The organism is Rhodococcus sp. 1168 (assembly GCF_002091955.1).
GTDB lineage: Bacteria > Actinomycetota > Actinomycetes > Mycobacteriales > Mycobacteriaceae > Rhodococcoides.
Window position 1 is genome coordinate 5,001 of the sequence record NZ_MKKY01000091.1, and the last position, 24,514, is coordinate 29,514.

Below are 24,514 nucleotides of genomic sequence, written 5' to 3' on the forward strand. Positions count from 1 at the left end.
GCCTTGGTAGGCCATTACCCCACCAACAAGCTGATAGGCCGCGGGCCCATCCTGCACCGATAAATCTTTCCACCCACCCCCATGCGAGAGCAGGTCATATCCGGTATTAGACCCAGTTTCCCAGGCTTATCCCAGAGTGCAGGGCAGATCACCCACGTGTTACTCACCCGTTCGCCGCTCGTGTACCCCGAAGGGCCTTACCGCTCGACTTGCATGTGTTAAGCACGCCGCCAGCGTTCGTCCTGAGCCAGGATCAAACTCTCCGTAAAAGACTCTAGATATCACAGCCGAAGCTGCTAATCAGTCAAAGACATAAGAGCCAAATCACTAGCAAAAAAACTCAACTAGCTATAAAACAACACCCAACCATAACCACCACAAGCGGATGATCATCGACATCGGATGCTTTCACCAAATATAAAATTCGGCACTGACATTCATCGACACACTGTTGAGTTCTCAAAGAACACGCACACACCACACACCCACGAAAACAATGTTCTCGCAGCGCCTGGGGCAACCGTTCCAGTCTAGCTAATCCAAGCGACCGAGTCAATAACCCCGTCACATCGGACCACCCGGACACGACAACACCATCTTGCCGAACCAGGATTTTCAGTGCAAACCCCGTACAACCTCGTGTCCCGGTCCGTTAAGACCAGGTCGGTGTCCGGCTCGCTCTGACTTGGATAAAGTTACGCGAAGGAGAACAACGCGTCAAATCCCCAGGTCGTTGAAAGTCCGCAGGACAAACTCCGTGGTGGCGGGAGGTCCGGGCTAGTCTGTCCAGCGCATCCGCCCGAATCACACGGATGTGACTCCGGCCACCACATTGCCGCCTACAACGTTCCGGTGATCTGGACTCCGGCAAAATTTCGCTTACCACGGCGTACCACCAACCATTGCCCATGAAGAAGGTCGCCGGCACTCGGTGTCCAGTCCTCGGTTACGACCTTCTGGTTGTTCACCGATGCACCGCCTTCCTTTACCGCCCGCCGCGCCGCACCCTTACTGTCCGAGAGCCTGGTGGCTACGAGAAGATCGACAATCGTCTTGGGCTCGCCCTCGTGAACCTGTGCAATCGACGCTTCACGCAGTGCTGCAGCAAGAGTTGTCTCGTCGAGCTCTCCCAGTTCTGCGCGGCCGAACAACGCCTGGCTGGCAAGCTCCACCGCACGCGTGTTCGCTTCACCGTGAACCAGCGTCGTCATCTCGGCCGCAAGGCGCCGCTGCGCCTCGCGGGCATGGGGTCGCTCCGTGGTTGCGAGGTCAAGCTCATCCAGCTCGGCTCGGTCCAAGAAGGTGAACCAGCGGAGGTACTTCACCACGTCGGCGTCGCCGGTGTTCACGAAGTACTGGTACCAGGCGTACGGGCTGGTCATCTCGGGGTCGAGCCACAAGCTGCCGCCACCGGTGGACTTGCCGAACTTCTTTCCATCTGAAGACGTGACCAATGGGACCGTCATCCCATGCACGGACTGTGCGTCCTGACGCCTGTTCAGTTCCACCCCTGCGACGATGTTCCCCCACTGATCGGACCCGCCGATCTGTAGCGAACATCCGTACGTGCGCCTCAACTGCACATAGTCGTTCGCTTGTAGAAGCATGTAGCTGAACTCGGTGTACGACATACCGTCGCCGTCCAGGCGCTTCTTCACCGTGTCCCGCGCAAGCATCACATTGATGGAGAAATGCTTGCCGATGTCACGAAGGAAGTCGATCGCCGACAGCTCGCCGGTCCAGTTCAGGTTGTTCTCTACGATCGCGCCCGTCGGAGTTTCGTCGAATTCGACGAAACGCTCGAGCTGACCACGGATGCGATCGGACCAGTCACGCACGGTGTCGGAGGAGTTCATGGTCCGCTCCCCCACATCCCTGGGGTCGCCGATGAGGCCGGTCGCGCCGCCTGCCATGACGATGGGGCGGTGTCCTGCTCGTTGAAATCGTTTCAGCGCGAGCAACGGAACCAGGTGACCCGCATGCAGGCTGGGACCAGTCGGATCGAAGCCCGCATACAGAGTGATCGGACCCGCCTCGGTCGCCTTCTTCAACTCGTCCACATCGGTGGACTGCGCGATGAGCCCTCGCCAGGTCAATTCGTCGATTATGTTCTCACTCACGCGTTCGATTCTCCCGCATGTGCGTTACGACGCCGTCGTCAGGCCTCCGGCTCACCCACGAGTCGAGCCTTCGGACTCCGCCGGTAGCTCGATACCGCCGAAGACCCTCGAATCCAGAATCGCCATTCTCTTTCTGCCGCAACACTGACTCCTACGCGCGGGCCGGCGGCAATCTCATCGGGGCTCGCAGCAACCAAGGGCAGTGCCAGAGTTATCGGCGAATCTGCGTCGAGCAGCGCAGTTCCGTTGTCCTCGAGACCGATTCCGAGTGCGCTGCCGAGATTCCCGGGCCCCCTCGCCAAGGCGGCAGCCGATCGTGCCGCTGGACGCCGGGCCGTCACGATGTCGTGGCCGGCGACAACCTCGCCTGCCCGGAGGAGCACGGCGGCCGGCGTCCCGTCGGGACCACAGCTGACGTTCATACAGAGATGCATCCCGTAGCTGAGGTACACGTACAGGCGACCCGCCGGCCCGAACATCACCGCATTGCGGTTCGTCTGCCCGCGATACGAGTGTGCGGCCGGGTCGAACCACGGACCGTCGATCGGTCCGCCGTAGGCCTCTACCTCGACGATTCGAACAGTGACGCCTCCGGCGGTCAAAGTGCCACCGAGTATTCGTCGTGCCATCTCCGAGGGATCACCGTATTCGAGTTCTGCCAGGTCCACGCGTCCTATGATGCCGCCTCTTGACCGCCGACCGTCGACGGGGTTATAAATTCATCATGCGATGAAATCATTCAACGATGAGATCCAGGAGGCGCCGCCATGTCCGTCGATTCGGTGAATGCCGTCGATATAACGAACCTCACTGTTCGGCGGCGTAAGAAAGCAGCTCTCGATGATGTGAACTTGTCCATCCCGCGCGGCACCATCACGGGGCTTCTCGGACCCTCCGGTTGCGGAAAGTCAACGCTGATGCGGGCCATCGTCGGTACTCAAATAATCGAGAGCGGAACGGTCACCGTGCTCGGCTTGCCTGCCGGGTCCAAACAGCTGCGTTCCACTGTCGGCTACGTCGCGCAGACCCCCAGCGTTTACGGGGATCTCACCGTCCGCGAGAACGTCACATACTTTGCCGCGCTGTTCGGGCGACCAGCCGCTTCTGCGGACTCTGCCATCGAGTCCGTCGGGCTGACCGACCACGCGTCGTCGTTGGCGGGTGAATTGTCGGGCGGTCAATTGGGTCGGGTGTCACTGGCGAGTGCATTGGTCGCGCAGCCCGAATTCATCGTCCTCGACGAGCCGACCGTCGGACTGGATCCCGTCCTCCGTGCTGAGTTGTGGAAACGATTTGCTGACCTCGCCGCATCCGGCACCACCATTCTGGTGTCCAGTCACGCAATGGAAGAGGCCGATCACTGCAGTCGACTTATCTTGATGCGCGAAGGAAAAGTGCTGGCTCAGCTCAGTCCAGCCGAACTCCGCTCCAGGACGGGCGAAACCAGCCTCGAAAAAGCATTCCTCTCGTTGATCCTCTCCTCGGGAACGATCGAAGCGGCGTCATGAGCACGCGCGTCTACGCCGCGGGTACCGGTCGGATCCTGCGGCAACTGCGAGCAGATCGTCGAACCGTCGCGATGATCTTGCTGGTCCCATCCCTACTGATGGTGTTGCTTTACTTCCTGTACGCCAATGTTCCGACACCGGTCGGCCAGCAGTCGTTGTTCGACCGCATTGCAATCACGATGCTCGGCATCCTCCCGTTCGTGGTGATGTTCCTGATCACCTCCATCGCAATGCAACGCGAACGAACCTCGGGAACCCTCGAACGATTACTGACGACTCCGATGTCGAAGTTGGAGTTGTTGGCCAGTTACGGGTCGGCATTCTCCGTGGCCGCACTCGTTCAGGCCCTGCTCGCCTGCGCGGTGGCTTTCGGGGCACTCGGATTGACGACGGCCGGACCAGTCGTGTGGGTTCTCGTCATCGCCGTGCTCGTGGCGATGTCGGGAGTGTCGATCGGGCTACTGTGCAGCGCATTCGCGAGAACCGAGTTCCAAGCAGTTCAGTTCATGCCATTGGTAGTGCTTCCGCAGTTCTTCTTGTGTGGCTTGCTGGTTCCGCGGGATCAGATGCCGGACTGGCTGCACATCATCAGTAACTTTCTGCCACTCACCTACGCCGTCGATGCACTGCAAGAAGTCTCGCTGCACACCGGCGTTACTGGGCAAATGGGGGCCGACATCGCGGTAGTCGCCGGCTTCACCGTGCTCGCTCTTTGCGCTGGAGCGGCAACGCTGCGACGGAGAACCCCATGACCGAATCGGACGGTGTCGGAAGCAAACCAGGGCGAAGGCCCGGGCAATCGAAAACCCGGGAGGCGATCCTTGCGTCTGCTCGCACCCGGTTCGCGCGGTCCGGTTTCGATACGACCTCCATCCGCAGCGTCGCTGCCGACGCAGGTGTCGACTCTGCACTCGTCCACCACTACTTCGGCACCAAACGAGGCCTGTTCGTTGCAGCCATCGCACTCCCCGCAGACCCAGCAGAAGTTCTGGAGCCTGTCGCAGCTGCCGATAACGAAGACCTTGGACGCGCCCTGGCAACGGCAATTTTGGGAGTGTGGGACTCGGAAGACGGTGAAGCCGTAATCGCGGCGTTCCGATCCATGATCGCATCCGGGGACACCACGTTGATCAGTACATTTCTATTGCAGGTCGCACTCCGCGACGTCGCGAAGAGAGTCGACAGCCCAATCGGATCGGCGCTCGAACGCGTGAACCTCGTCGCGTCACAGATGGCTGGACTGCTGCTCACCCGACACATACTCGCGCTCGAACCACTGGCGTCGATGCCCGTCGCTCGGGTTGTCGACTGGGTAGCCCCAATCCTGCAGCGGTACCTCACAGGGCCGATGCCCGAAGGTAGCGACTAGGACTGTGCCCGCGCCACAATAGACTCGTGCTCGGCCTGGTCAACGTCGCGCGCCTCATCTACCAGCAACACCGGAATCCCATTCTCGATCGGGTAAGCACGCTGCAGCCGGGGGTTGTACAACAGTTCGTTCTCTACGAGTAACAACGGCCCCTTGTCCACGGGGCAAGCAAGAATGCTGAGAAGCGTCTGATCGATAGCCACTGAAGTCCTTCTCTCGGTGTTGTCCTACCTGGCCGGAGCGAAGTCCGTGCGATCAACTTATCCGATGACCGCTCCATCGCACCCTCGAGTGCCTACAGAGGGTCTGTCAGCTCTTCGTGAACTGTTCGGCTACAACCGCTTTGGTCAACCGTCGGTAAGACCCCGAGTCGGTGTCGTAGTACCAGGACCTGACACCCGGAGCCGGAACCCCAGCCTTCTGCAGTTCGGTCATCTTCGGCCGGAACGCACGAGAAAGCGAAATCTCGTCGACGATGTGGACGATGTCGGGACGCTGAGCCGGCAATAACACTGCCAGCACATCGCTTATGGTCTTGACCGGCAGCGAATTGTCCCCCCGCATGGACACCCCGCAGACTGCAATCTCGTCGACACGTCGATCCGACCGGTGATGTTCTCTGCTCGAGCCGATCGGATCGACGCCGTACACCACAACCGACACGACATCCTCCACGTCACCGAACGCGTCGATGATCGGCTGAGTGAAGACCGGTCCGCGTCGAGCCTTCACAACGGTGTCCTTGCGGTCGACGAGCCAGAAGTCCCCGTCGGAGTCGCGTCGGAATAGATTCTCCGTCGGAATCCACGAGTCTCCTGGCTGAAAGACATCGCGCATCAACGGACTGGTGACCTCGCCGTCGCTTCCCGGACGACCGAGTAGAAGGCCGACCTCGTCGTCTCGACACATACGAACGAAACCGTCTTCGTCCTCTTCGAGTCGACCGTTGATCGGATCGTAGGCGGCAAGTGCCACCCTGGCGCTCCCCGGAAGCGGTCGGCCCTTGGAGCCGATTTTCGAACCGCCGACGTTGGCGAGGATGACGTCGTTCTCGGTGGAGGCATAGAACTCGAGCACCCGGGCAGGCGCAAACCGCTCCAGCGTCCGCTTCCAAAGACCGACGGGCATTCCGGACCCGATGAAGAGTCGAACCGGATGAGCGAGGTCCAGAGCCGATAGCTCGTCGTCGAGGATCGCCTGCATCATCGCCCAGGTGTAGCTGATGACGGTGACCCCGTACCGAGATACTTCCTCGGCGAATCTGGTCGGTTCGAGACCACGCGAGAGCGCTATTCGCGAACCGCCGGCGAGCGCGCCACCCACGCTGACCAGCAATCCGGCGGAATGATGAAGAGGGGCAAGGCAATACACCGTGTCGCCACTACCCAAAGCGGCAGCGGTCGCAGTGCCGAACGCGGACAAAGCCCAACGATGGTTGGTGATGAAGCGCGGTTCCAACCCACGTTCGGTCGGGTTGAACATCACCACCGCGAGTTCCCGGGCACGGCCAGGATCCGGTGAATACCACGCGGGCAATCGCACCGAATCCGGATCGAACAATTCGAGATCGACGACATCGGAACCCGAGGGAATATCGAGAGTGCGAGCGTCGCCGCCACCTAGAACGAGCACGTTGGCGGCCAGCGAAGTCGCTGCCTTCATATTCTCGGGATCAGCGATGACGGTATCGACGTCGATCGCGCGCAGTGCGTTCTCGAGATCTCCACCCGGTGGGAAAAGTACTGCAACAGCGCCGATACGAGACAATGCTGCGATGGCTGCCAACGCGCTGGGGCGAGTGTCCATCAGTACACCGATGCGAGCGGATGGCCTGACACCCGAAGCGAGGAGCCCTCGGACCACGTTGTCGATACGAGCATTGACGGCCCGGTAGGTGTGGACCCGGTCGTCGAACAGGAAGCACTCGCCGTTGGGCGACTTTCGTCCCTGTTCCGCTATGAGTCGTCCTAGGCTCACGAGAGTGTGCGGTTGCATCTGACCCAGTCGCGCCAGCCTCGGCAAAGTCCGCACGGCCTCGGTGGAAATCTCGCGAGTGCCACGCACCGCGCCGGCGGCAGCCGAAGCAAGTCCACGACCGACCCCTACTCCAACCTCGGCAATCGAGGCTGCAGTGTGGATGATCCGGTTGCTCACCGACACACCGCTCTCAGTGTCCTGATGTTCGTCGTACATCATCTCGTGCGCCGCTTCGGGCTTGTCTGCCAGACCTTCACGCCAACGAATCCACTCCCCCGTCGTCGGCCACGTCTGCGATGCGGCCAAACTCCCTACTACGAGCCCGAAATGCCCTGCGCGAAGTGTACTTTCGTACACTTCTGCGCGCGGCGCCGCCCGCCTGATGCCCCGCACGGCCAGCGGTTGCCCGATGTCGTCGACCTCGCCGACGAACGCGAGAACCGGAACCGTCAGATTCGACAATGTGAGCAGGCGATCCTTGATGACGAACCCGCCGGTCATCATTCGGTTGTGCACCACGAATTGCTTCAAGAGCTCCGCAACAGCGGGACCCGACCACGCGACCCAGCCGTCGAGCGCCAAGAAACGACGCTGCGGTTCACGCGGAAGCAGTGCCTCGCGGTCGTGTAGTTGTCGGAGAAAATCGAGCCGGGATCGCACGGTCTTGGCTGGATCGAGAAGCTGAAATCCGGTACGGGCCATCCATCCGGACACCGCCAGCCGAGTGAAGACATGGTCGGCAAGGAACTCCGCGCCGCGCGTCGCCACTCCGGCCGGAATACCGAGCGGCAACGCTGCCAGAGTGTCGACGGGAGCGCCGAACGTGATGAGGCTGGCCAAGTTTCGTCCACCACGATAGGCAGCCGCTTGGTAACAGAACATTCCACCCTGGGAATAGCCGGCGAGGTGGACGTCACGTCCGGTGTGCCCGTGAACTTTGTCGATCACCTCACTGATGGCTACGACATGATCGGCGAGGGTACGACTCCAGCCGCCTTCCTCGGTGTCGGGCGAACCGAAATCGACGACCCACGGATCGAGGCCCATCCTGTGCAGAATTCCGGCGGCGCCATGTTCGGTGGTCACGTCGTATACGTCCGCCGACACCATCATCGGCGGAACGAGAACGACCGGCGGCCTGGAATCGCCACCCAAGGCGTCTGGAAAATACCGACGCAACTTGTACATCGGTTCTCGATCGACAATCTTGAAGGGAGATGGATCGACCTCGGTCTCGAGTCCACCCAAACGGAGGACTTCCAGTCCGTTCTGTGCAGTTGCGATCGCACGTCGCAACGGTCCGCGGACCGCGTCTGCATTCAGTCCCACAACTACAACTCCCGGTTCTATCCCCTGCATTTCGGGATACGGACTCCGACCGCCCTCTTGCCATGTTTTCGCAAGCTTGCCACACGCCTGTCCGAAATCCGGCGAACATCATTGTTTTTGCGTCTCAGTGCGCTCCGATGCCCGAATCGACCCAATTCCGCAGGCGCTCCGCCGTCGACCGAACTCCGTCCAACTGCATAGCGACCTGAACCGCAGCAGTCCCACCTCGTGAATCACGAGACGAGATGGACCCCTCGACGGTCAGAACGGTGCGCACCTCCGGCGTCAGAGCCGGGTCGATGGAGGACAACTCCTCATCAGTGAGTTCGTCCAAGCCCACACCGCGTGCCTCGGCTGCCTTGACACACGCACCTGCAGCCTCATGTGCCACCCGGAACGGAATGCCCTGACGAACCAGCCACTCGGCGATATCGGTGGCCAACGTGAAGCCCGCCGGCGCCAGTTCTGCCAGGCGATCGACATGAAAGTCGAGGGTCTGCACCAAACCGGCGAGAGCTGGAAGCAACAGCTCCAACTGTGCGACGGAGTCGAAGACCGGCTCCTTGTCCTCCTGCAAGTCCCTGTTGTACGCCAGAGGCTGAGCCTTCAGCGTTGCCAACAATCCCGTGAGATTTCCGATCAGCCGACCGGATTTGCCGCGCGTCAGCTCCGCGACGTCGGGATTCTTCTTCTGCGGCATGATCGAACTTCCGGTGGACCACGCGTCGGCCAGCGTCACGTAGCCGTACTCCGGCGTGCTCCAAGAAATGATCTCCTCAGCCAGACGGGAGAGGTCGACGGCCGTCATCGCCAAAACGAAAGCCGCCTCAGCGGCGAAATCACGTGAGGAAGTTGCATCGATCGAGTTCTCCGCCGAGGAATCGAAACCCAACTCCGCGGCAATCTTCTCCGGGCTCAACCCGAGCGAGGAACCAGCCAACGCCCCCGACCCGTAGGGCGACACAGCGGCCCTGACGTCGAAGTCCACGAACCGCTGAACATCTCGCAATAAGGGATGAGTGTGAGCGAGGAGATGATGTGCCAGCAGAACCGGCTGCGCCGCTTGCGAATGCGTCTTCCCTGGCATGACGGCGCTCGAATGCGACGCAGCCTGCGCTGCAAGGGAATCCACTACATCGAGCACGCCCGTCGACACTCGACGAACAGCGTCACGTAGCCACATCCGGAACAGCGTCGCGACTTGGTCGTTGCGTGAGCGGCCTGCCCGAAGACGTCCACCGACCTCGGCTCCCACCCGGTCGATCAGACCCCGTTCGAGTGCACCGTGGACATCCTCGTCGGACTCCGCTGCCACGAAGGCACCCGAGGCGACATCGTCGGCCAACCCCTGCAAACCGGCGAGCATCGTCTCGAGATCCTGAGCCGTCAGCAAACCTGCGCCATTGAGGACGCGGGCATGCGCCATCGACGCCCGAATGTCGTAGGGCGCGAGCACCCAGTCGAAATGCGTGGATTTACTCAGTGCGGCCATGGCCGCTGCGGGGCCGGACGCAAAGCGTCCGCCCCACAGCGACCCCTCGTTGGTGCCATGAGCCTCGGCCGAACTCACAATCCCAGATCCCGCTTGTGGGCGATCTTCGACGACAAACCATGAAGCTGAACGAAGCCCTTCGCGGACGACTGATCGAAAGTGTCGCCCTCGTCGTACGTCGCGAGGTTGAAGTCGTACAGCGACTTGTCGCTACGGCGTCCGTTGACGCTGATGGAACCCGCATGCAGCGCAAGGCGAATCTCGCCGGATACGTGCTCTTGGGTGTGCTCGTTGAACGTATCGAGCGCACCCTTGAGGGGGGAATACCACAGACCGTCGTACACCAACTCGGCCCACTTCTGATCGGTGTGCCGCTTGTAGCGTCCGAGCTCACGCTCGAGGGTGACGTGCTCGAGTTCCTCGTGCGCGCGGATCAGAACCATCGCACCGGGAGCCTCGTAGATCTCGCGGCTCTTGATGCCCACGAGACGGTCCTCTACGACGTCGAGACGACCGACACCCTGGGCGCCCGCCCGCGTGTTCAGTTCCTGGATCGCTTCGAGAACGGACACCGGACGGCCGTCGATGCTGACCGGACGGCCCTTGTCGAAGCCGATGATGAGTTCGTCCGGGGCTGTCCAGTTGGCCGATGGATCCTGGGTGTAGTCGTAAACGTCCTTCGTCGGGGCGTTCCACAGATCTTCGAGGAAGCCGGTCTCGACTGCACGGCCCCACACGTTCTGATCGATCGAGAAGGGTGACTTCTTGCTGACGTTGATGGGAATCTTGTTCTCTTCGGCGAACGCAATCGCCTTCTCCCTCGTCCAGGCGTAATCGCGAACGGGAGCGAGGACGTCGAGCTCGGGTGCGAGTGTGTTGAACCCGACCTCGAAGCGGACCTGGTCGTTGCCCTTACCGGTGCAACCGTGTGCGACGACTGTGCCGCCGTGCGAACGAGCAGCCTCGACGAGATGCTTGACGATCAGCGGACGGCTGATCGCAGACACCAGAGGGTAGCGATCCATGTACAGCGCATTGTTCTGAATCGTCGGCAAGCAGTACTCGTCGGCGAATTCGTCTCGCGCGTCGACGACGACGGCCTCGACAGCACCACAATCGAGGGCGCGCTGGCGCACGACCTCCATGTCCTCACCGCCCTGACCCAGATCGATGGCGACGGCGACGACCTCTTTACCGGTCTCTTTGCCTATCCAGCTGATGGCGACGGAGGTGTCCAATCCGCCCGAGTAGGCGAGAATGACGCGTTCGGCCATGATGTATGCGCTCCTTTGTAGCTGTGAATAATTCTCGGTTTTGCCGTCGACGGGACTGCTAATCCGCGCGTCTGGCCAATCTTTCCAGCTTGTCCGCGAGCTCTTGTCCGGTGAGTGGTTCGCGGGCGATCACCAAAATGGTGTCATCCCCGGCAATCGTTCCCACAACCTCCCTCAACGATGCCCGGTCGAGCGCGCTGGCTAGGTAGTGCGCAGCGCCCGGCGGAGTTCGGAGAACAGCTTGATTCCCGCTCCAGTCCGTCGATACAAGCAGTTCGCCGAGCATGCGAGTGAGTCGGTCCGTGCCGCCGGATACGCCTCGAACGGGGCTACCGTCCTCGGGTACCACGTAGACCCCGGCACCGCCGTCGGCCGCCCGAAGTTTGACGGCTCCGAGCTCGTCGAGATCGCGCGAGAGGGTCGCCTGGGTGACATCGATACCTTCGGCGACCAGCAACGATGCAAGCTCCGGCTGACTGCGCACCTGGTGTGTCGACAGCAGCGACACGATGCGCGCCTGCCTGCCCGCCCGCGTAGACGCCGTCAGCGGCATCGACGGCATCGACGACACCTGCTCGCTCACGGCCGTCGCGCCTGCTCTAGCAGCCAGACCAGCAGCGCTTTCTGTGCATGCAACCGGTTCTCGGCCTCGTCCCATACGACACTTCGAGGCCCGTCGAGAACTTCGTCGGTGATCTCCTCGCCTCGATGTGCGGGCAAGCAATGCAGCACGACGGCGTCGGGCTTGGCGAGCGCCAACAGCTCCGCATCGATCCGGTACGGCCGGAACGGTGCGACGCGATCGAGTCCGTCGTTCTCCTGGCCCATCGACGTCCACGTATCGGTAACCAGCGCGTCTGCGCCCGTCGCTGCAGCCTGGGGGTCGTCGGTGATCGTGATCGTGGCCCCCGTCTCCGCAGCGCGCGCCCTAGCCGCCTCGAGCACGTAGTCCCGCGGTGCGAACTCCTTCGGCGCAGCGATCGTCACATTGATTCCTGCGGTGACGCCGCCGAGTAGAAGTGAATGCGCCATGTTGTTCGCTCCGTCACCGAAGTACGCGAGTTCCAGGCCCGTCAACGAACCCTTCTGCTCGGCGAGAGTCTGCAGATCGGCGAGCACCTGGCACGGATGGAACTCGTCGGACAACGCATTGACGATCGGGACGGTGGCCCCCGACGCCATCTGTTCGAGTCGCTTCTGCCCGAATGTGCGCCACACGACCGCCTCGACGTAGCGCGAGAGCACCCTGCCGGTGTCCTGCAAAGTCTCTTCACGCCCTAGCTGAGTGTCGCGGCCATCGACGACGACAGCATGACCGCCGAGCTGTGCAATCCCGATCTCGAAGGAAAAACGAGTTCGAGTGGAATTCTTCTCGAAGATGACGCCGACGCCCTGGGGCCCCTCGAGTGGTCGCTTCGAGAAAGGAGCGCGTTTGAGTTCGGCGGCGATGGCGAGAACCTCGCCCTGCTGCTGCGGAGTCAGGTCGTCGTCCCGCAGGAAGTTGATCATTGCCATAACTATTCCGTTTCCTGTGCTGAATCGAGAAGTGCGGGAAGCGCTGCGACGAACGATGCAGCTTGGTCCTCGGTCAGTACAAGTGGTGGAGCGAGACGCAACACATCGGGCTGCGCCGCGTTGATCAGGAATCCGGCTTCACGTGCGGCCGACTCGACGGCGGGCGCGACGGGTTGGGTCAGCACCACACCGAGCAGCAGGCCTGCACCGCGGACTCGGTCGACGAGAGGGTGATTCAAGTCCTCGATCGAATGAATGAGCAGCTTCCCCATCCGATCTGCATGCGATATCAGATCGTCCTGTGCGATTGTGCGCAGGACAGCGAGGGCAGCGGCCGCGCACACGGGATTGCCACCGAACGTCGTGCCGTGCTTTCCCGGGTGCAGCAAGGTGGCCGCCTCGCCGATACCGATACATGCACCGATCGGCAATCCACCACCGAGGCCCTTGGCGAGCGTGATGACGTCCGGCACAATTCCCACGGCCTGGTGCGCGTAGAACCACCCGGTGCGGCCGATGCCGGTCTGGACCTCGTCCAGAACCAACAGAGCGCCGTGACGGGCCGTGATCTCGCGAGCTGCAACGAGATACCCCTCGGGGGGAACGACAACGCCTCCCTCACCCATGATGGGTTCGAGGAACACCGCTGCAGTATCGGAATCAACAGCAGCCTCGAGTGCCGCGACATCGCCGTACGGCACGTGTTGAACGCCTGCAGGCATCGGCTCGAACGGTGCACGCTTGTCCGGCTGCCCTGTCAACGCCAACGCACCCATCGTGCGCCCATGGAACGCCTTCTCGGCCGCGATGATGTTCGGACGACCGGTCAACCGGGCAATCTTGAAGGCAGCCTCGTTGGCCTCCGTGCCCGAGTTGCACAGGAACACGCGACCCGACGTTTCCGCGCCGAGATTCGCGAGCAGCTGTTCGGCCAAAGCGATTCCAGGTTCGCTCGCATACAGATTCGACGTGTGCCCGAGGGTCGACAACTGTGTGGTCACGGCGTCGATGACGGCGGGATGCGCGTGACCGAGGATGTTGACAGCGATCCCAGCGAGCAGGTCGAGGTATTCCTTGCCGTCGGCGTCGGTGACGACAGCGCCCTGACCGCGGACCAGAGCGACACGTGGCACGCCGTAATTGTTCATCAGCGAGTTCGACCACCGCGCCTGGAGATCGGCGGTTGCGACATGGTCGGTCATAGCTGGTTTTCCTTCTCTGCTAGTTGGGCTGGATGGACCATCGTGCCGATTCCTTCGCCCGTGAAGAGTTCGACGAGAACCGAGTGCGGCACTCTGCCGTCGATGACGTGTGCCGACGGAACACCACCCAGAACTGCACGTAGGCAGGCTTCCATCTTGGGCACCATGCCCGCGTCGAGGGACGGCAGAAGCGCCGACAATGCGTCGACATCGATCTTCGACGTCAAAGACGAACGATCCGGCCAATCGGTGTACAGCCCTTCGACATCGGTGAGGACAACCAGTTTCTCGGCCCCGATGGCTTCCGCGAGCGCTGCCGCAGCAGTATCGGCATTGATGTTGTGCACGACGCCGTCGGCATCGGGTGCGATGGTGGAGACTACGGGAATCCGGCCCGCGGCAATGAGATCGAGCACGGCGTCCGGGTTGACCGAGGTGACGTCGCCGACGAGGCCGATGTCGGTTTCGATGCCGTCGACCATGACCGTGCGCTTCGACGCGGTGAAAAGATGTGCATCTTCCCCGGAGATGCCCACGGCGTAGGGGCCGTGACTGTTGATCAGACCGACGAGCTCACGACCTACCTGGCCGAACAGCACCATCCGTACGACATCCATGACCTCCGGGGTGGTGACGCGAAATCCCCCACGGAATTCCCCGGTCATGCCCAAGCGCGACAGCATCGCAGTTATCTGTGGTCCGCCGCCGTGAACGACGACAGGATGGATGCCGATGGTCCGCAGAAAGACCATGTCCGCGGCGAACGCACGCTTGAGATCGTCGTCGATCATGGCGTTGCCGCCGTACTTGACCACGATGATCTTGTCGTGAAACTTTTGCAGCCACGGCAGCGCACCCGCGAGCGTGTGCGCCTTCTGCGTAGCCGACAAATCCAACCCGGTCACGAGGAGTACGCCGAGTTCTCTTCGACGTAGGCATGTGAGAGATCGGTCGTGCGGATGACCACCGACTTCTCGCCGATACCCAGATCGATGGTCAACTCGATATCTTCTCCCGAGAGATCCACCTCGCGTGCGTCGGGAGCTCCGACACCATCGATGCACACCGGATGTCCGTTGAACGAGACGCAGAGTCGGTCGGGATCGAGCTCGATCGGCGCAATACCGATTGCGGCCAGCACCCGGCCCCAGTTCGGGTCCGAACCGAACAGCGCTGTTTTCACGAGACTGTCACGCGCGACGGTTCGGGCACCGATCAGTGCGTCGTCCTCCGATACGGCACCGGACACCTTGACGAGAATTCGCTTGGTGACGCCTTCTGCGTCGGCCATCAGCTGATCTGCCAGATCATCACAAACAGCAAGTACTGCGGCGTCGAGATCTTCCTGGGACGGCGTCACCCCGCTCGCGCCCGAGGACAGAAGCAACACGGTGTCGTTCGTGGACGTCGCGCCGTCGACATCGAGCCGATCGAAGGACAACCGGGTGGCGTTGCGCAGCGCTGTGTCGAGCTGGTCAGCGGTGGCAACGGCATCGGTCGTGACGACGCACAGCATCGTCGCGAGCGAGGGTGCGAGCATCCCTGCGCCCTTTGCCATTCCACCGACATTCCACTTGTCGACATGGTGAATCGCAGCTTGCTTGGGCACGGTGTCCGTCGTCATGATGGCATGTGCCGCATCGGTACCGCCGGAAATACCACCAGCAAGCTCATGGACCACCTCGGTGACACCGGGTATCAGTTTGTCCATCGGCAACCTGTCACCGATCAGCCCGGTAGAACACACTGCGACCTCGACAGCCCCCGTCTCGGTCCCCCAATTACTGAGCGCGCCGGCAACTTCCTCCGCGGTGCGATGCGCATCCTGAAATCCAGGTGCACCCGTGCAGGCGTTGGCACCACCCGAGTTCAGGATGACCGCACGGAGCTTTCCGGTACTCAGCACCTGTTGCGACCACAGCACGGGTGCAGCTTTGACCTTGTTGCGAGTGAACACGCCTGCCGCAGACAAATCCGGGCCCTCGTTGAAGACCAATGCAAGGTCGGTTCTACCGCTGACCTTGATACCTGCAGGGATCCCAGCGCCGCGAAAACCGGCGGAGGCCGTCACTCCCTGTGTCCGAACGAGCTTGCCCGGCAAGGCATGTGCATCAGCAAGACTGGTCACGGTGCAACTCCCACTGTCGAGAGACCGTCGGTCTCTGGTAATCCAAGGGCAAGATTCATCGATTGCACTGCGCCGCCTGCGGTGCCTTTGGCCAGGTTGTCGATCGCACCGATGACGACGAGCAAACCGGCATCGACATCGACCGACACACTGAGCTGCACTGCATTGGACCCGATCACAGCTCCGGTCTGCGGCAACCTGCCACCACCGAGTACGTGCACGAACGGTTCAGCGGCATAAGCCTTTTCGTACACCTCGATCGCCTGTTCCTGCGTCGCCGTCGTAACGGCCGTGCAGGTGGCGAGAATTCCGCGGGGCATGGGAGCGAGGATCGGAGTGAACGACACCGAGACTGGGACCGGGGACAGCGCAGAGAGGTTTTGAATGATCTCCGGCGTGTGCCGATGGGCACCGGCGACCGCGTAAGCCCGCACCGAGCCCATGACTTCGGACCCGAGCAAGTCCGCCTTCGGGGCGCGTCCGGCCCCCGAAGTTCCTGTTACGGCAACGACATTGACGCGAGGTTCGATAATGCCGGCAGCGACGGCCGGAGCGAGCGCAAGACTCGACACCGTCGGGTAGCACCCCGGCACAGCGATGCGCGTGGCACCGATGAGCTTCTCCCGTGCGCCCGGTAATTCGGGCAAACCGTAAGGCCATGTTCCCGCGTGCGGAGTCTTGTAGTACTTCTCCCAAGCGGATGGGTCGGTGAGACGAAAGTCGGCACCGCAATCGATGATGACGACGGTGTCGGGAAGCTGATTGGCGATTTCTGCGGACTTGCCGTGCGGAAGTCCCAGAAATACGACGTCGTGTCCGGCAAGTTCGTCGATGGTCGTTTCCGACAGCACGCGATCGGCGAGTGGCAGTAGATGGGGATGGAAGTCACCCAGCGCCGCGCCCGCGTTCCCTCCGGCGGTCAGCGATCCGATGGCGAGCGCTCCTGATCGCACGCCCGGATGTCCGAGCAACAATCGCAGAATCTCGCCGCCGGCGTATCCGCTCGCCCCCGCGACTGCAATTCTCAGCGGAGCTGACCGCTCACCGTCTTTCGTAGCATCAACCATGCGTTTGATTATGCACCATCATGCAAGCTCATTCATAGGTGGGGCGACGATCGGCTCAACTGTCCTTCATCGACCGTCGGATCTCCTCGAGCTTCTTTCGCCCCGACTCCTGGCGTTCGTCCCACTGTTCATCCAGCGTACGACCAGCCGGGCTGAGGTGATCGAGTTCCTCGGCGCCCAACGCGGTACCCGTCCGAAGCTCGATTTTGTCCCGAACGCTGTCCCACGTGGGAACACCCTCATCGCTGTACCCGGTCGGCGACTCCTGGGCCGAGTAACCGGAGCTCACACCTCCGGTCGATTGACCGATGCCGCCGTCATCGACAACTTCTGCATCGAGAATCCCCACCGGCGGATCACCGAGCGGTTGGTCGATTCGCGGTCGCGTCAATCCTGGAACGTCGACGTCCGGAACATCGCCTGGCTCGACATCACCAGTGGCCGTATCTATTTCGGTCAGTAAAGCCGATGCCGCGGCATGGACGGGCGCGAGAGCCGGACGGCCACCGACCGAAGCGAGCACTTCCCGCAACACCGCTACATCGGATCGATCTTCTGCACTACCAGTGCCCATGATTCCTCCTCTGTCCTTGACAGTCCGTGCCCCCACGCTACGGAAGAACGACGATTGACGTATCAGCTCCGCCAGCGCGCTCCGACTGCTTCTCCCGCTGCAGCAACTGCCGCATCGCGAGCCTCCGACGCCTGCGCCTCGGTCAACGTTCCTTCCGGACCGCGGAAGACGAGCGCAAAAGCCAGCGACTTCTTTCCTTCGCCGACCTGTTCGCCTTCATAGACGTCGAAAAGCCGAATGCTCTCGAGCAATTCACCCGCGCCGAACTTCAACGCCGATTCCACCTCGGAGGCCGGGACCGTGTCGGCAACCACGACAGCGACATCCTGCATCACCGCCGGGTACGGAGAGACCACCGGCGCCGGGAACGACTCGACGATCGGTAGCGCGTCCAGATTCATCTCGACCGCACACGTGCGCGCAGGCAATTCCGCCCGCTCGAGCACTGCCGGGTGCAGCTCCCCCGCGTAACCCACCACGACGCCGTCGACAACCAACTCCGCGCACCGCCCCGGATGCCACGGCAACTTCTGCGCCGCCCTCAATTCGATCTCGACCCCGGCTGCAGTCGCGACGGTTCTCGCCGCGGCGAAAGCGTCCGACGCCTCCACTGGTCGGCCCGGACCCCACGGACCGGCCGGCACACTGTGACCGGTGAGGACCGCACCAACATGAACGGGCTGATCCGGCAGCGATCCACGAAGGTGAGCAATCTCGGCCTCCGACGGCCGATTGTCTACGGCAATGGGCTCCACCGTGACGGTGTCGTCACCGGGCAGGACGACCTGCGCGATTCCGAACAACAGCACATCACGCTGACCACGAGCAACGTTGCGCGCGAGAATCTCGAGCAAGCCGGGAAGAATCGTCGACGCCAGTTCCGGCCGATCTGCTTCCAACGGATTGAGCACCGTGGTGGTTCGTCGACGTGCATCATCCGCCGGAAGGCCCCACGTATCGAAGACCCCGGCCGGAAGGAACACCGTCGGCAACACCTCGACGTAACCGGCGAATGCGAGCGACTTGCCGACTGCGCGCTTTCTCTTCTGCGTGGGGGTCAGTCCGCGGCCCGCGGGCGCTGAGGGCAATACGGATGGAATCTTCTCCAGACCCTCCAGTCGCAGAACTTCCTCGACGAGGTCCGCTGGCTGCTGCAGATCCGGCCGCCAGGTAGGCGGAGTCACGATGAGTTCACCGTGACCCGACTCGCTGACACCGACCTCGACGTCACAGCCGACCTGGGTGAGTCTGCGCGCCGCGACGCCGTTCGGATACGCCACCCCGGCGATGCGGTCGGGTAGATCGATATCCATCCGAACGGCCGGGAACACCACTGCCGATCCGACGTCGGTCAGCAGTGGTTCGATTCGGCCACCGGCGATGTCCACGAGCAGCTGAGCGGCACGATCGAGCGCCGCGACGGGCAGCGCGGAGTCCACCGTGCGCTCGAAACGCTTACTGGCCTCGCTCACCAATTTGTGACGTCTACCGGTCCGAAAGACCGCCAAGGGATCGAACGAGGCAGCTTCGAGAATCACATCTACGGTCTCGGCCCCGACCTCGGTCGATGCCCCACCCATGACTCCTGCCAGCGAAATCGCGCCGGAATCGTCGGCGATGACGACATCCTCTACGTCCAGAGTCCGCTCGACGTCGTCGAGAGTGGTGAGCTTCTCCCCCGCTTTTGCACGACGGACGACGATGTCACCCGACAACTTCGCAGCGTCGAACGCGTGCAGGGGCTGCCCCAGCTCGTGCAGAACGTAATTCGTCACATCGACCGCCGCCGAAATCGGCCGGACGCCCGCGAGAAGCAGACGACGCTGAATCCACCACGGCGTGACCGCAGCCGGATCGATTCCACTGACCTTCCGCAACGCGAACCGAGCGGCGTTCGAGCCTTTCTCGACCGTCGCAGGCCACGCTTCACCTTCGTTGTTCTGCACCGGGCCACTGGCCGGATCGGCGAATTCGAGGTCGAAGCTACTCGCAAGCTCTCGCGCGAGACCACGCACCGAGAACGCGTATCCACGGTCCGGTGTCACGTTGAGCTCGATGACCGAATCATCCAGACCCAGAACCACTTTGGCATCGTCGCCGGGTGTCGCAGTACCCTCGGGCAGGACCAGAATACCGGCATGATCACGGCCGAGACCGAGCTCCAGCGTCGAGCAGATCATGCCATTCGACGTCTTGCCGTACGTCTCACGCGCAGCAATGGCGAATCCACCAGGAAGCACGCTGCCGGGCAGCGCAGCCACGATCAGATCACCCTCGGCGAAGTTGCGTGCCCCGCAAACGATCTCCTGCGGTTCGTCTGCCCCGACGTCCACCGAACAGAACCGAATCGGCTTCTTGAATTCCGTCAACTCGGTGATCGACGAGACACGGCCGACGACCAGGGGCCCCGTCACCTGGTCGAGCGAATCGAGCTCCTCGACCTCGAAGCCGACCCGAACGAAGCCCTCGTCGAGTTCTTCCGGCGTCACTTTCCACTCCGGCGCCGTGCGCTGTAGAACCTCGGTCAACCAGGATTGTGGAACTCGCACGTCTGCTCAGCTCTTTCTGCGTGTCGAAAACGGTGGTGCCTCGCGGGCAGTCGGTAAAGAAACGTTGCGTCCGTCAGGCCTCGACGCCGAAGGGCAACGTGAAACGAATATCGCCCTCGACGATGTCGCGCATGTCGGGAATGTCGTTGCGGAACTGCAAAGTCCGCTCCAAGCCCATGCCGAAAGCAAATCCCGAGTACACCTCCGGATCGATTCCACTGGCACGCAGAACTTTGGGATTGACCATTCCGCAGCCGCCCCATTCCACCCAGCCGGCTCCGCCCTTCTTCTTCGGGAACCACACGTCCACCTCCGCCGAAGGCTCGGTGAACGGGAAGTAATTGGGACGCATACGCGTGCGCGTCTCGTCACCGAACAGTGCTCGCGCGAACGCGTCGAGAGTTCCACGCAGATGAGCCATCGTCAGCCCCTTGTCGATCGCAAGACCCTCCACCTGGTGGAACACCGGGGTGTGCGTCGAATCGAGCTCGTCGGTGCGAAAGGTTCTACCTGGGCAGACAATGTAAATCGGCAACTCGCGCGACAGCATCGAGCGCACCTGTACAGGCGAGGTATGAGTCCGAAGCACCTGACGTGAACCCTCGGGTGCGATATGGAACGTGTCCTGCATGGTGCGCGCAGGATGATCAGGCAGGAAGTTGAGCGCGTCGAAGTTGAAATGCTCGGTCTCGACTTCCGGACCCTCCTCCACTTCCCAGCCCATTGCGACGAAGACGTCCGCTACCTGGTCGGAAATGATCGTGATGGGGTGGCGAGCGCCCACCGGGCGCACATTCGACGGCAACGTCACGTCGATCGTCTCGGCCACGAGAATCGCCGCATCGCGCTCGGCGAGAAGAACCTCGCGACGCGCGTCGAACGCCCTCTGCACACGATCGCGCGCGACCTTGACTCGTTTACCGGCATCGGCCTTCTGATCCCCCGGAATCGAGCCGAGAGCACGCTGGGCAAGCGCCAGCGGCGCGCGGTTGCCGATGTGCTCGATCTTCACCTTCGACAACTCGTCCAGATCAGGTACGTCGGCGAAGGCCTTCTCCGCACCGTCGACTGCAGCAGCGAGTGCGGACTCCTCGAGCACGCTCGGATCGACAGGCTGGGCGTTGTCGCCATCTTTCTTCGCCACGAGAGGTGCAACTCCTTGATGGTGGTTGATGTCGTTCGAACGACTATGCCGATCCTAAGCGAGAAGGTCGGGTCAATTCTTGCCGGACCTGCGCTGAGCGCGGGCACTCGCGTACAAGCAGATAGCTGCCGCTGTCGCGAGGTTCAAGCTCTCGGCACGACCATGAATAGGAATCCTGACGCGATGATCGGCCGAGGCCGCCACAGCCGCGTCCAATCCGTGAGCTTCGTTGCCGAACAACCACGCCGTCGGCCCACTCAGCAGCTCGTCTGCATCATCGAGATCGATCTCACCATCGGCAGCGGTGGCGAAAATCTTCACTCCGCTCGCCCGCAGAGCATCGAGCCCCTGTTCGACCGAGCGTTCACGAGCGATCGGCAAGTGAAAAAGACTCCCCGCCGACGCGCGCACACACTTACCGTTGTGCGGATCGACCGAATCCCCCAGCAACACGACCGCATCGGCACCAACAGCGTCGGCGACCCGGATGACCGTGCCCGCGTTGCCCGGCTCCGATACCTCCACCGGAACAGCGATCAACGTGGGATCGACCCCGAGGGCATCGCCGAGGCCGACATCGACAAGTCGACAGACCGCAACGATCCCAGGCGGTGTCACCGTGTCGGAAAGAGCCTTCGCCGCTCGAGCGCTGATGGCTTGGGTGCGAAGTCCCGCGCTTCGGGCCGCATCGAGAACGCCGCCGTTGCGGTCCGCGGAATCCTCCGCATAGAACAACTCTCGGACGACGCCCGCACCGAGTGCCTCGGTCACCGAATTGGTTCCTTCGGCCAGGAACAGCCCCGACTTGCGACGCTCCGACGCGCGCAACAGCTTCACAGCCGAAACGACCCGTGGAGTCCGCTCGGTGAGCATGTCCACGGGCCGTTCAGGATCGAGATCGTCGTGCGTCAGCTTGCTCAGGCTGCTTCTCCAGCAGGAGCGTTGACGTCGGCAGGCAGTGCAGCCTTGGCGATGGCAACCAGGCCGGCGAAAGCCGGTGCGTCCGACACAGCGAGCTCGGCGAGGATCTTGCGGTCGACCTCGACGCCCCCGAGCCTCAGGCCCTGGATCAAGCGGTTGTACGTGATGTCGTTGGCGCGAGCTGCTGCGTTGATACGCGTGATCCACAGCCGACGGAAGTCACCCTTGCGTGCCTTACGGTCACGGTATGCGTAGGTGAGCGAGTGGAGCTGCTGCTCCTTGGCCTTGGTGTACAGACGTGAGCGCTGTCCGCGGTATCCCTTGGATGCCTCGAGAATCGAACGGCGCTTCTTCTGGGCGTTGACCGCCCGTTTTACGCGTGCCACTGGTAAATCCTGTCGATCTGGGGGCTTCTGAAAACCCCGAATGGTAATGGGAGACGCCGACCGAGACGGTCGACTACGAAGTCCAGATCAGATGCCGAGCAGGCGCTTGATCCGCGGCACGTCGGCCTTGGTCACAACTGCAACGCCGTCGAGACGACGGGTTCTCCTGCTGGACTTGTGCTCCAGCAAGTGGCGACGACCAGCCTTCTGGCGCATGATCTTGCCGCTGCCGGACACCTTGAATCGCTTCTTGGCGCCACTGTGAGTCTTCTGCTTGGGCATGGAGTCCTCAGTTCTGTGTTGCTCTTCGGTCTTGCTCGGCACGTCCGTGCCGATCTCGTCGGCAAAGAACGTCTTACGGGTCGTACTCGGTTCGGTAGCGCCGTCTCTAGTTGCTCGGCGGCGTTGCTGCTGCCGGAGCAGCCGGAGCCGGCTCTGCAGCGGCGGGTGCCGGAGCAGCCGGAGCCGAGGTGGTCGGCGCCGTGGCACGCTGAGCGGGCGGCGCCGCCGCACTTTCCTGTGCCTTGACGCGAGTCTTGGCTCCCTTGTGTGGGGCCAACACCATCGTCATGTTGCGACCGTCCTGCTTGGCCGAGGTCTCGACGAAGCCAAGATCTGCAACGTCTGCGCCCAGCCGCTGCAGCAGACGGAATCCGAGCTCCGGACGAGACTGCTCGCGTCCACGGAACATGATGGTGACCTTGACCTTCGACCCGGCTTCGAGGAAGCGAACCACGTTGCGCTTCTTGGTCTCGTAGTCGTGAGCATCGATCTTCGGGCGGAGCTTCTGCTCCTTGATCACGGTGAGAGTCTGGTTCTTGCGCGATTCGCGCGCCTTCTGCGCTGCCTCGTACTTGAACTTCCCGTAGTCCATGATCTTGCAGACCGGCGGACGAGCGTCGGGAGCCACTTCTACGAGATCGAGATCGGCTTCGAGAGCCAAGCGGAGTGCATCTTCAACACGCACGATGCCAACCTGTTCACCGCCAGGTCCGACTAAACGAACCTCGGGAACACGAATGCGATCGTTGATGCGAGTCTCAGTGCTGATGGGGCCTCCTAGGTAGTGCGGTGAGGGGTCTAGCCGACCGCCCGCCATTGGCACAGCCCGCCTGCCCGGGTCCTTCGACACTCATTGTCGGAGAACACTCTCTCCTACAACGAAAAAACCCTGCTCCAGCATTCCGCTGGTGCAGGGCCCGATGTCGACCGATCGACAAATACCGCAAACGTCGCAATATCGTCTCCTCCGAAGAGGAAGCCCCAGAAGCATCTCTGCTACTGCGGGCGACCGGACCGGAACCAGCTTGAACACTGAGTACCGGTGGGAGTCGGGCTCCACTTGCTGCCTCCGGACAGTGCACTCTCGTAAGAAAGAACACGCCGAAGACGGTCGATGAGGAACAGTACCAGCCATCCAGCGGTTTGGAGAAATCGACGCCGCCGGGCGCGGACCGAGGGCGTGAATGACGCGTTCAAGTGATCTGATCGTATGGATGGACCATTCAAGCGGTGTGGGCATTGCCGCGGGCACACCTGATGACAGTGCCTCACGCCAACGTGCCATCCTCGTGAGCATGACGAGCACCCCCGAACCTGTCAATGAAAGCGGCGAACCCGAAGTCCGCGAACTCGCCGACGTTCCCGCTGTCGAAGTAATCAGCCGCGCCGCTGTGATGCTGATGAGCTCCGCAGCCGAGAAGCTCGGCCTGTCCGAGCCGGACCCGTCGGAAAGCCCCTACCTCGATCTCGACGAAGCGCGACGAGTCATCACCGCACTCGCAGGGCTCGTAACGGCGTCGGTCGAGTACCTCGGACCACACGCCGGACCGATCCGCGAAGGGCTTCAGGCTCTACAGAAAGCATTCCGCGAAGCGTCCGCGCATCCCGACGAGCCAGGCAAAGGCCCCGGGGAGAAGTACACCGGCCCGGTGTACTGATCCGCGTCCTGCGCCTTTC

The 24,514-nt window shown here is 62.1% G+C and carries 23 protein-coding genes and 1 rRNA gene (1 of these 24 running past the window's edge); 4 read left to right on the forward strand and 20 right to left on the reverse strand.

All coding sequences use genetic code 11. The features are described 5' to 3' along the window. From BJI47_RS20780 to BJI47_RS20790, 3 genes are all read right to left on the reverse strand, one after another. Positions 1 to 269, reverse strand: a 16S ribosomal RNA gene (locus BJI47_RS20780) (it extends 1,249 nt beyond the left edge of the window). Between the two features lie 570 nt (positions 270 to 839). Further along, positions 840 to 2,120, reverse strand: coding sequence for a tyrosine--tRNA ligase (tyrS, locus tag BJI47_RS20785; protein ID WP_088945523.1), 1,281 nt, complete (start codon positions 2,118 to 2,120; stop codon positions 840 to 842). Positions 2,121 to 2,158: 38 nt separating this feature from the next. Next, complete coding sequence (locus BJI47_RS20790) at positions 2,159 to 2,749, reverse strand: DNA-3-methyladenine glycosylase (RefSeq protein WP_088945857.1); 591 nt, start codon at positions 2,747 to 2,749, stop codon at positions 2,159 to 2,161. A gap of 138 nt (positions 2,750 to 2,887) precedes the next feature. Between BJI47_RS20790 and BJI47_RS20795 the strand changes: the two genes are divergently transcribed. From BJI47_RS20795 to BJI47_RS20805, 3 genes are read left to right on the forward strand one after another with little or no spacing between them, the layout of a single operon-like run. Continuing rightward, positions 2,888 to 3,628, forward strand: coding sequence for an ABC transporter ATP-binding protein (locus BJI47_RS20795; protein WP_088945524.1), 741 nt, complete (start codon positions 2,888 to 2,890; stop codon positions 3,626 to 3,628). Then, positions 3,625 to 4,380 carry an ABC transporter permease gene (locus tag BJI47_RS20800; protein ID WP_088945525.1) on the forward strand — a complete coding sequence of 252 codons (756 nt, stop codon included), beginning with the start codon at positions 3,625 to 3,627 and terminating at the stop codon, positions 4,378 to 4,380. Before BJI47_RS20795 ends, BJI47_RS20800 begins: the two co-directional genes overlap by 4 nt. Beyond that, positions 4,377 to 4,997 carry a TetR family transcriptional regulator gene (locus tag BJI47_RS20805; RefSeq protein WP_176224992.1) on the forward strand — a complete coding sequence of 207 codons (621 nt, stop codon included), beginning with the start codon at positions 4,377 to 4,379 and terminating at the stop codon, positions 4,995 to 4,997. The genes BJI47_RS20800 and BJI47_RS20805 overlap by 4 nt, the downstream gene beginning before the upstream one ends. On the opposite strand, the gene BJI47_RS20810 is transcribed toward BJI47_RS20805, so the two are convergent. From BJI47_RS20810 to infC, 17 genes are all read right to left on the reverse strand, one after another. Further along, positions 4,994 to 5,200, reverse strand: a complete 207-nt coding sequence (locus tag BJI47_RS20810; RefSeq protein WP_088945527.1) for a Trm112 family protein — start codon at positions 5,198 to 5,200, stop codon at positions 4,994 to 4,996. The two genes, BJI47_RS20805 and BJI47_RS20810, sit on opposite strands and share 4 nt — an antisense overlap. A 106-nt stretch (positions 5,201 to 5,306) precedes the next feature. After that, positions 5,307 to 8,333 carry an AMP-binding protein gene (locus tag BJI47_RS20815; protein ID WP_088945528.1) on the reverse strand — a complete coding sequence of 1,009 codons (3,027 nt, stop codon included), beginning with the start codon at positions 8,331 to 8,333 and terminating at the stop codon, positions 5,307 to 5,309. Positions 8,334 to 8,427: 94 nt separating this feature from the next. Beyond that, positions 8,428 to 9,876: an argininosuccinate lyase gene (gene argH / locus BJI47_RS20820; RefSeq protein ID WP_088945529.1), complete on the reverse strand. Its 1,449-nt coding sequence runs from the start codon at positions 9,874 to 9,876 to the stop codon at positions 8,428 to 8,430. Beyond that, entirely contained in the window at positions 9,870 to 11,069 is a 1,200-nt protein-coding gene (locus BJI47_RS20825; protein WP_088945530.1) for an argininosuccinate synthase, read from the reverse strand. The genes argH and BJI47_RS20825 overlap by 7 nt, the downstream gene beginning before the upstream one ends. Positions 11,070 to 11,127: 58 nt before the next feature. Further along, positions 11,128 to 11,616, reverse strand: a complete 489-nt coding sequence (locus BJI47_RS20830; RefSeq protein ID WP_088945858.1) for an arginine repressor — start codon at positions 11,614 to 11,616, stop codon at positions 11,128 to 11,130. 32 nt (positions 11,617 to 11,648) lie between these two features. After that, entirely contained in the window at positions 11,649 to 12,584 is a 936-nt protein-coding gene (gene argF, locus BJI47_RS20835) for an ornithine carbamoyltransferase (protein ID WP_088945531.1), read from the reverse strand. A 2-nt stretch (positions 12,585 to 12,586) separates the two neighbouring features. Next, positions 12,587 to 13,786: an acetylornithine transaminase gene (locus BJI47_RS20840; RefSeq protein WP_088945532.1), complete on the reverse strand. Its 1,200-nt coding sequence runs from the start codon at positions 13,784 to 13,786 to the stop codon at positions 12,587 to 12,589. Then, positions 13,783 to 14,691, reverse strand: a complete 909-nt coding sequence (argB, locus tag BJI47_RS20845) for an acetylglutamate kinase (protein WP_088945533.1) — start codon at positions 14,689 to 14,691, stop codon at positions 13,783 to 13,785. The genes BJI47_RS20840 and argB overlap by 4 nt, the downstream gene beginning before the upstream one ends. Further along, complete coding sequence (argJ, locus tag BJI47_RS20850) at positions 14,688 to 15,914, reverse strand: bifunctional glutamate N-acetyltransferase/amino-acid acetyltransferase ArgJ (RefSeq protein WP_088945534.1); 1,227 nt, start codon at positions 15,912 to 15,914, stop codon at positions 14,688 to 14,690. The genes argB and argJ overlap by 4 nt, the downstream gene beginning before the upstream one ends. Then, on the reverse strand, positions 15,911 to 16,981 hold the full coding sequence (argC, locus tag BJI47_RS20855) for an N-acetyl-gamma-glutamyl-phosphate reductase (RefSeq protein ID WP_088945535.1): 1,071 nt from the start codon (positions 16,979 to 16,981) through the stop codon (positions 15,911 to 15,913). Before argC ends, argJ begins: the two co-directional genes overlap by 4 nt. Before the next feature lie 55 nt (positions 16,982 to 17,036). Beyond that, the gene (locus tag BJI47_RS20860) at positions 17,037 to 17,555 is read right to left on the reverse strand and encodes a hypothetical protein (RefSeq protein WP_088945859.1); all 519 of its coding nucleotides are present in this window, start codon (positions 17,553 to 17,555) and stop codon (positions 17,037 to 17,039) included. Positions 17,556 to 17,617: 62 nt separating this feature from the next. After that, on the reverse strand, positions 17,618 to 20,104 hold the full coding sequence (gene pheT, locus BJI47_RS20865; RefSeq protein WP_088945536.1) for a phenylalanine--tRNA ligase subunit beta: 2,487 nt from the start codon (positions 20,102 to 20,104) through the stop codon (positions 17,618 to 17,620). A gap of 73 nt (positions 20,105 to 20,177) precedes the next feature. Continuing rightward, the gene (pheS, locus tag BJI47_RS20870) at positions 20,178 to 21,248 is read right to left on the reverse strand and encodes a phenylalanine--tRNA ligase subunit alpha (RefSeq protein WP_088945537.1); all 1,071 of its coding nucleotides are present in this window, start codon (positions 21,246 to 21,248) and stop codon (positions 20,178 to 20,180) included. 72 nt (positions 21,249 to 21,320) lie between these two features. After that, on the reverse strand, positions 21,321 to 22,127 hold the full coding sequence (locus BJI47_RS20875; protein WP_088945538.1) for an RNA methyltransferase: 807 nt from the start codon (positions 22,125 to 22,127) through the stop codon (positions 21,321 to 21,323). Positions 22,128 to 22,165: 38 nt separating this feature from the next. Continuing rightward, positions 22,166 to 22,555, reverse strand: a complete 390-nt coding sequence (rplT, locus tag BJI47_RS20880; protein WP_084346513.1) for a 50S ribosomal protein L20 — start codon at positions 22,553 to 22,555, stop codon at positions 22,166 to 22,168. An 87-nt stretch (positions 22,556 to 22,642) separates the two neighbouring features. Continuing rightward, entirely contained in the window at positions 22,643 to 22,837 is a 195-nt protein-coding gene (gene rpmI / locus BJI47_RS20885; RefSeq protein WP_088945860.1) for a 50S ribosomal protein L35, read from the reverse strand. A 106-nt stretch (positions 22,838 to 22,943) separates the two neighbouring features. Further along, on the reverse strand, positions 22,944 to 23,654 hold the full coding sequence (gene infC / locus BJI47_RS20890; protein WP_088945539.1) for a translation initiation factor IF-3: 711 nt from the start codon (positions 23,652 to 23,654) through the stop codon (positions 22,944 to 22,946). A gap of 478 nt (positions 23,655 to 24,132) precedes the next feature. On the opposite strand from infC, the gene BJI47_RS20895 reads away from it, so the two are divergent. After that, positions 24,133 to 24,495 (forward strand): DUF1844 domain-containing protein, encoded by a 363-nt coding sequence (locus tag BJI47_RS20895; RefSeq protein WP_088945861.1) that lies wholly within the window; start codon positions 24,133 to 24,135, stop codon positions 24,493 to 24,495. Positions 24,496 to 24,514: the final 19 nt, after the last annotated feature.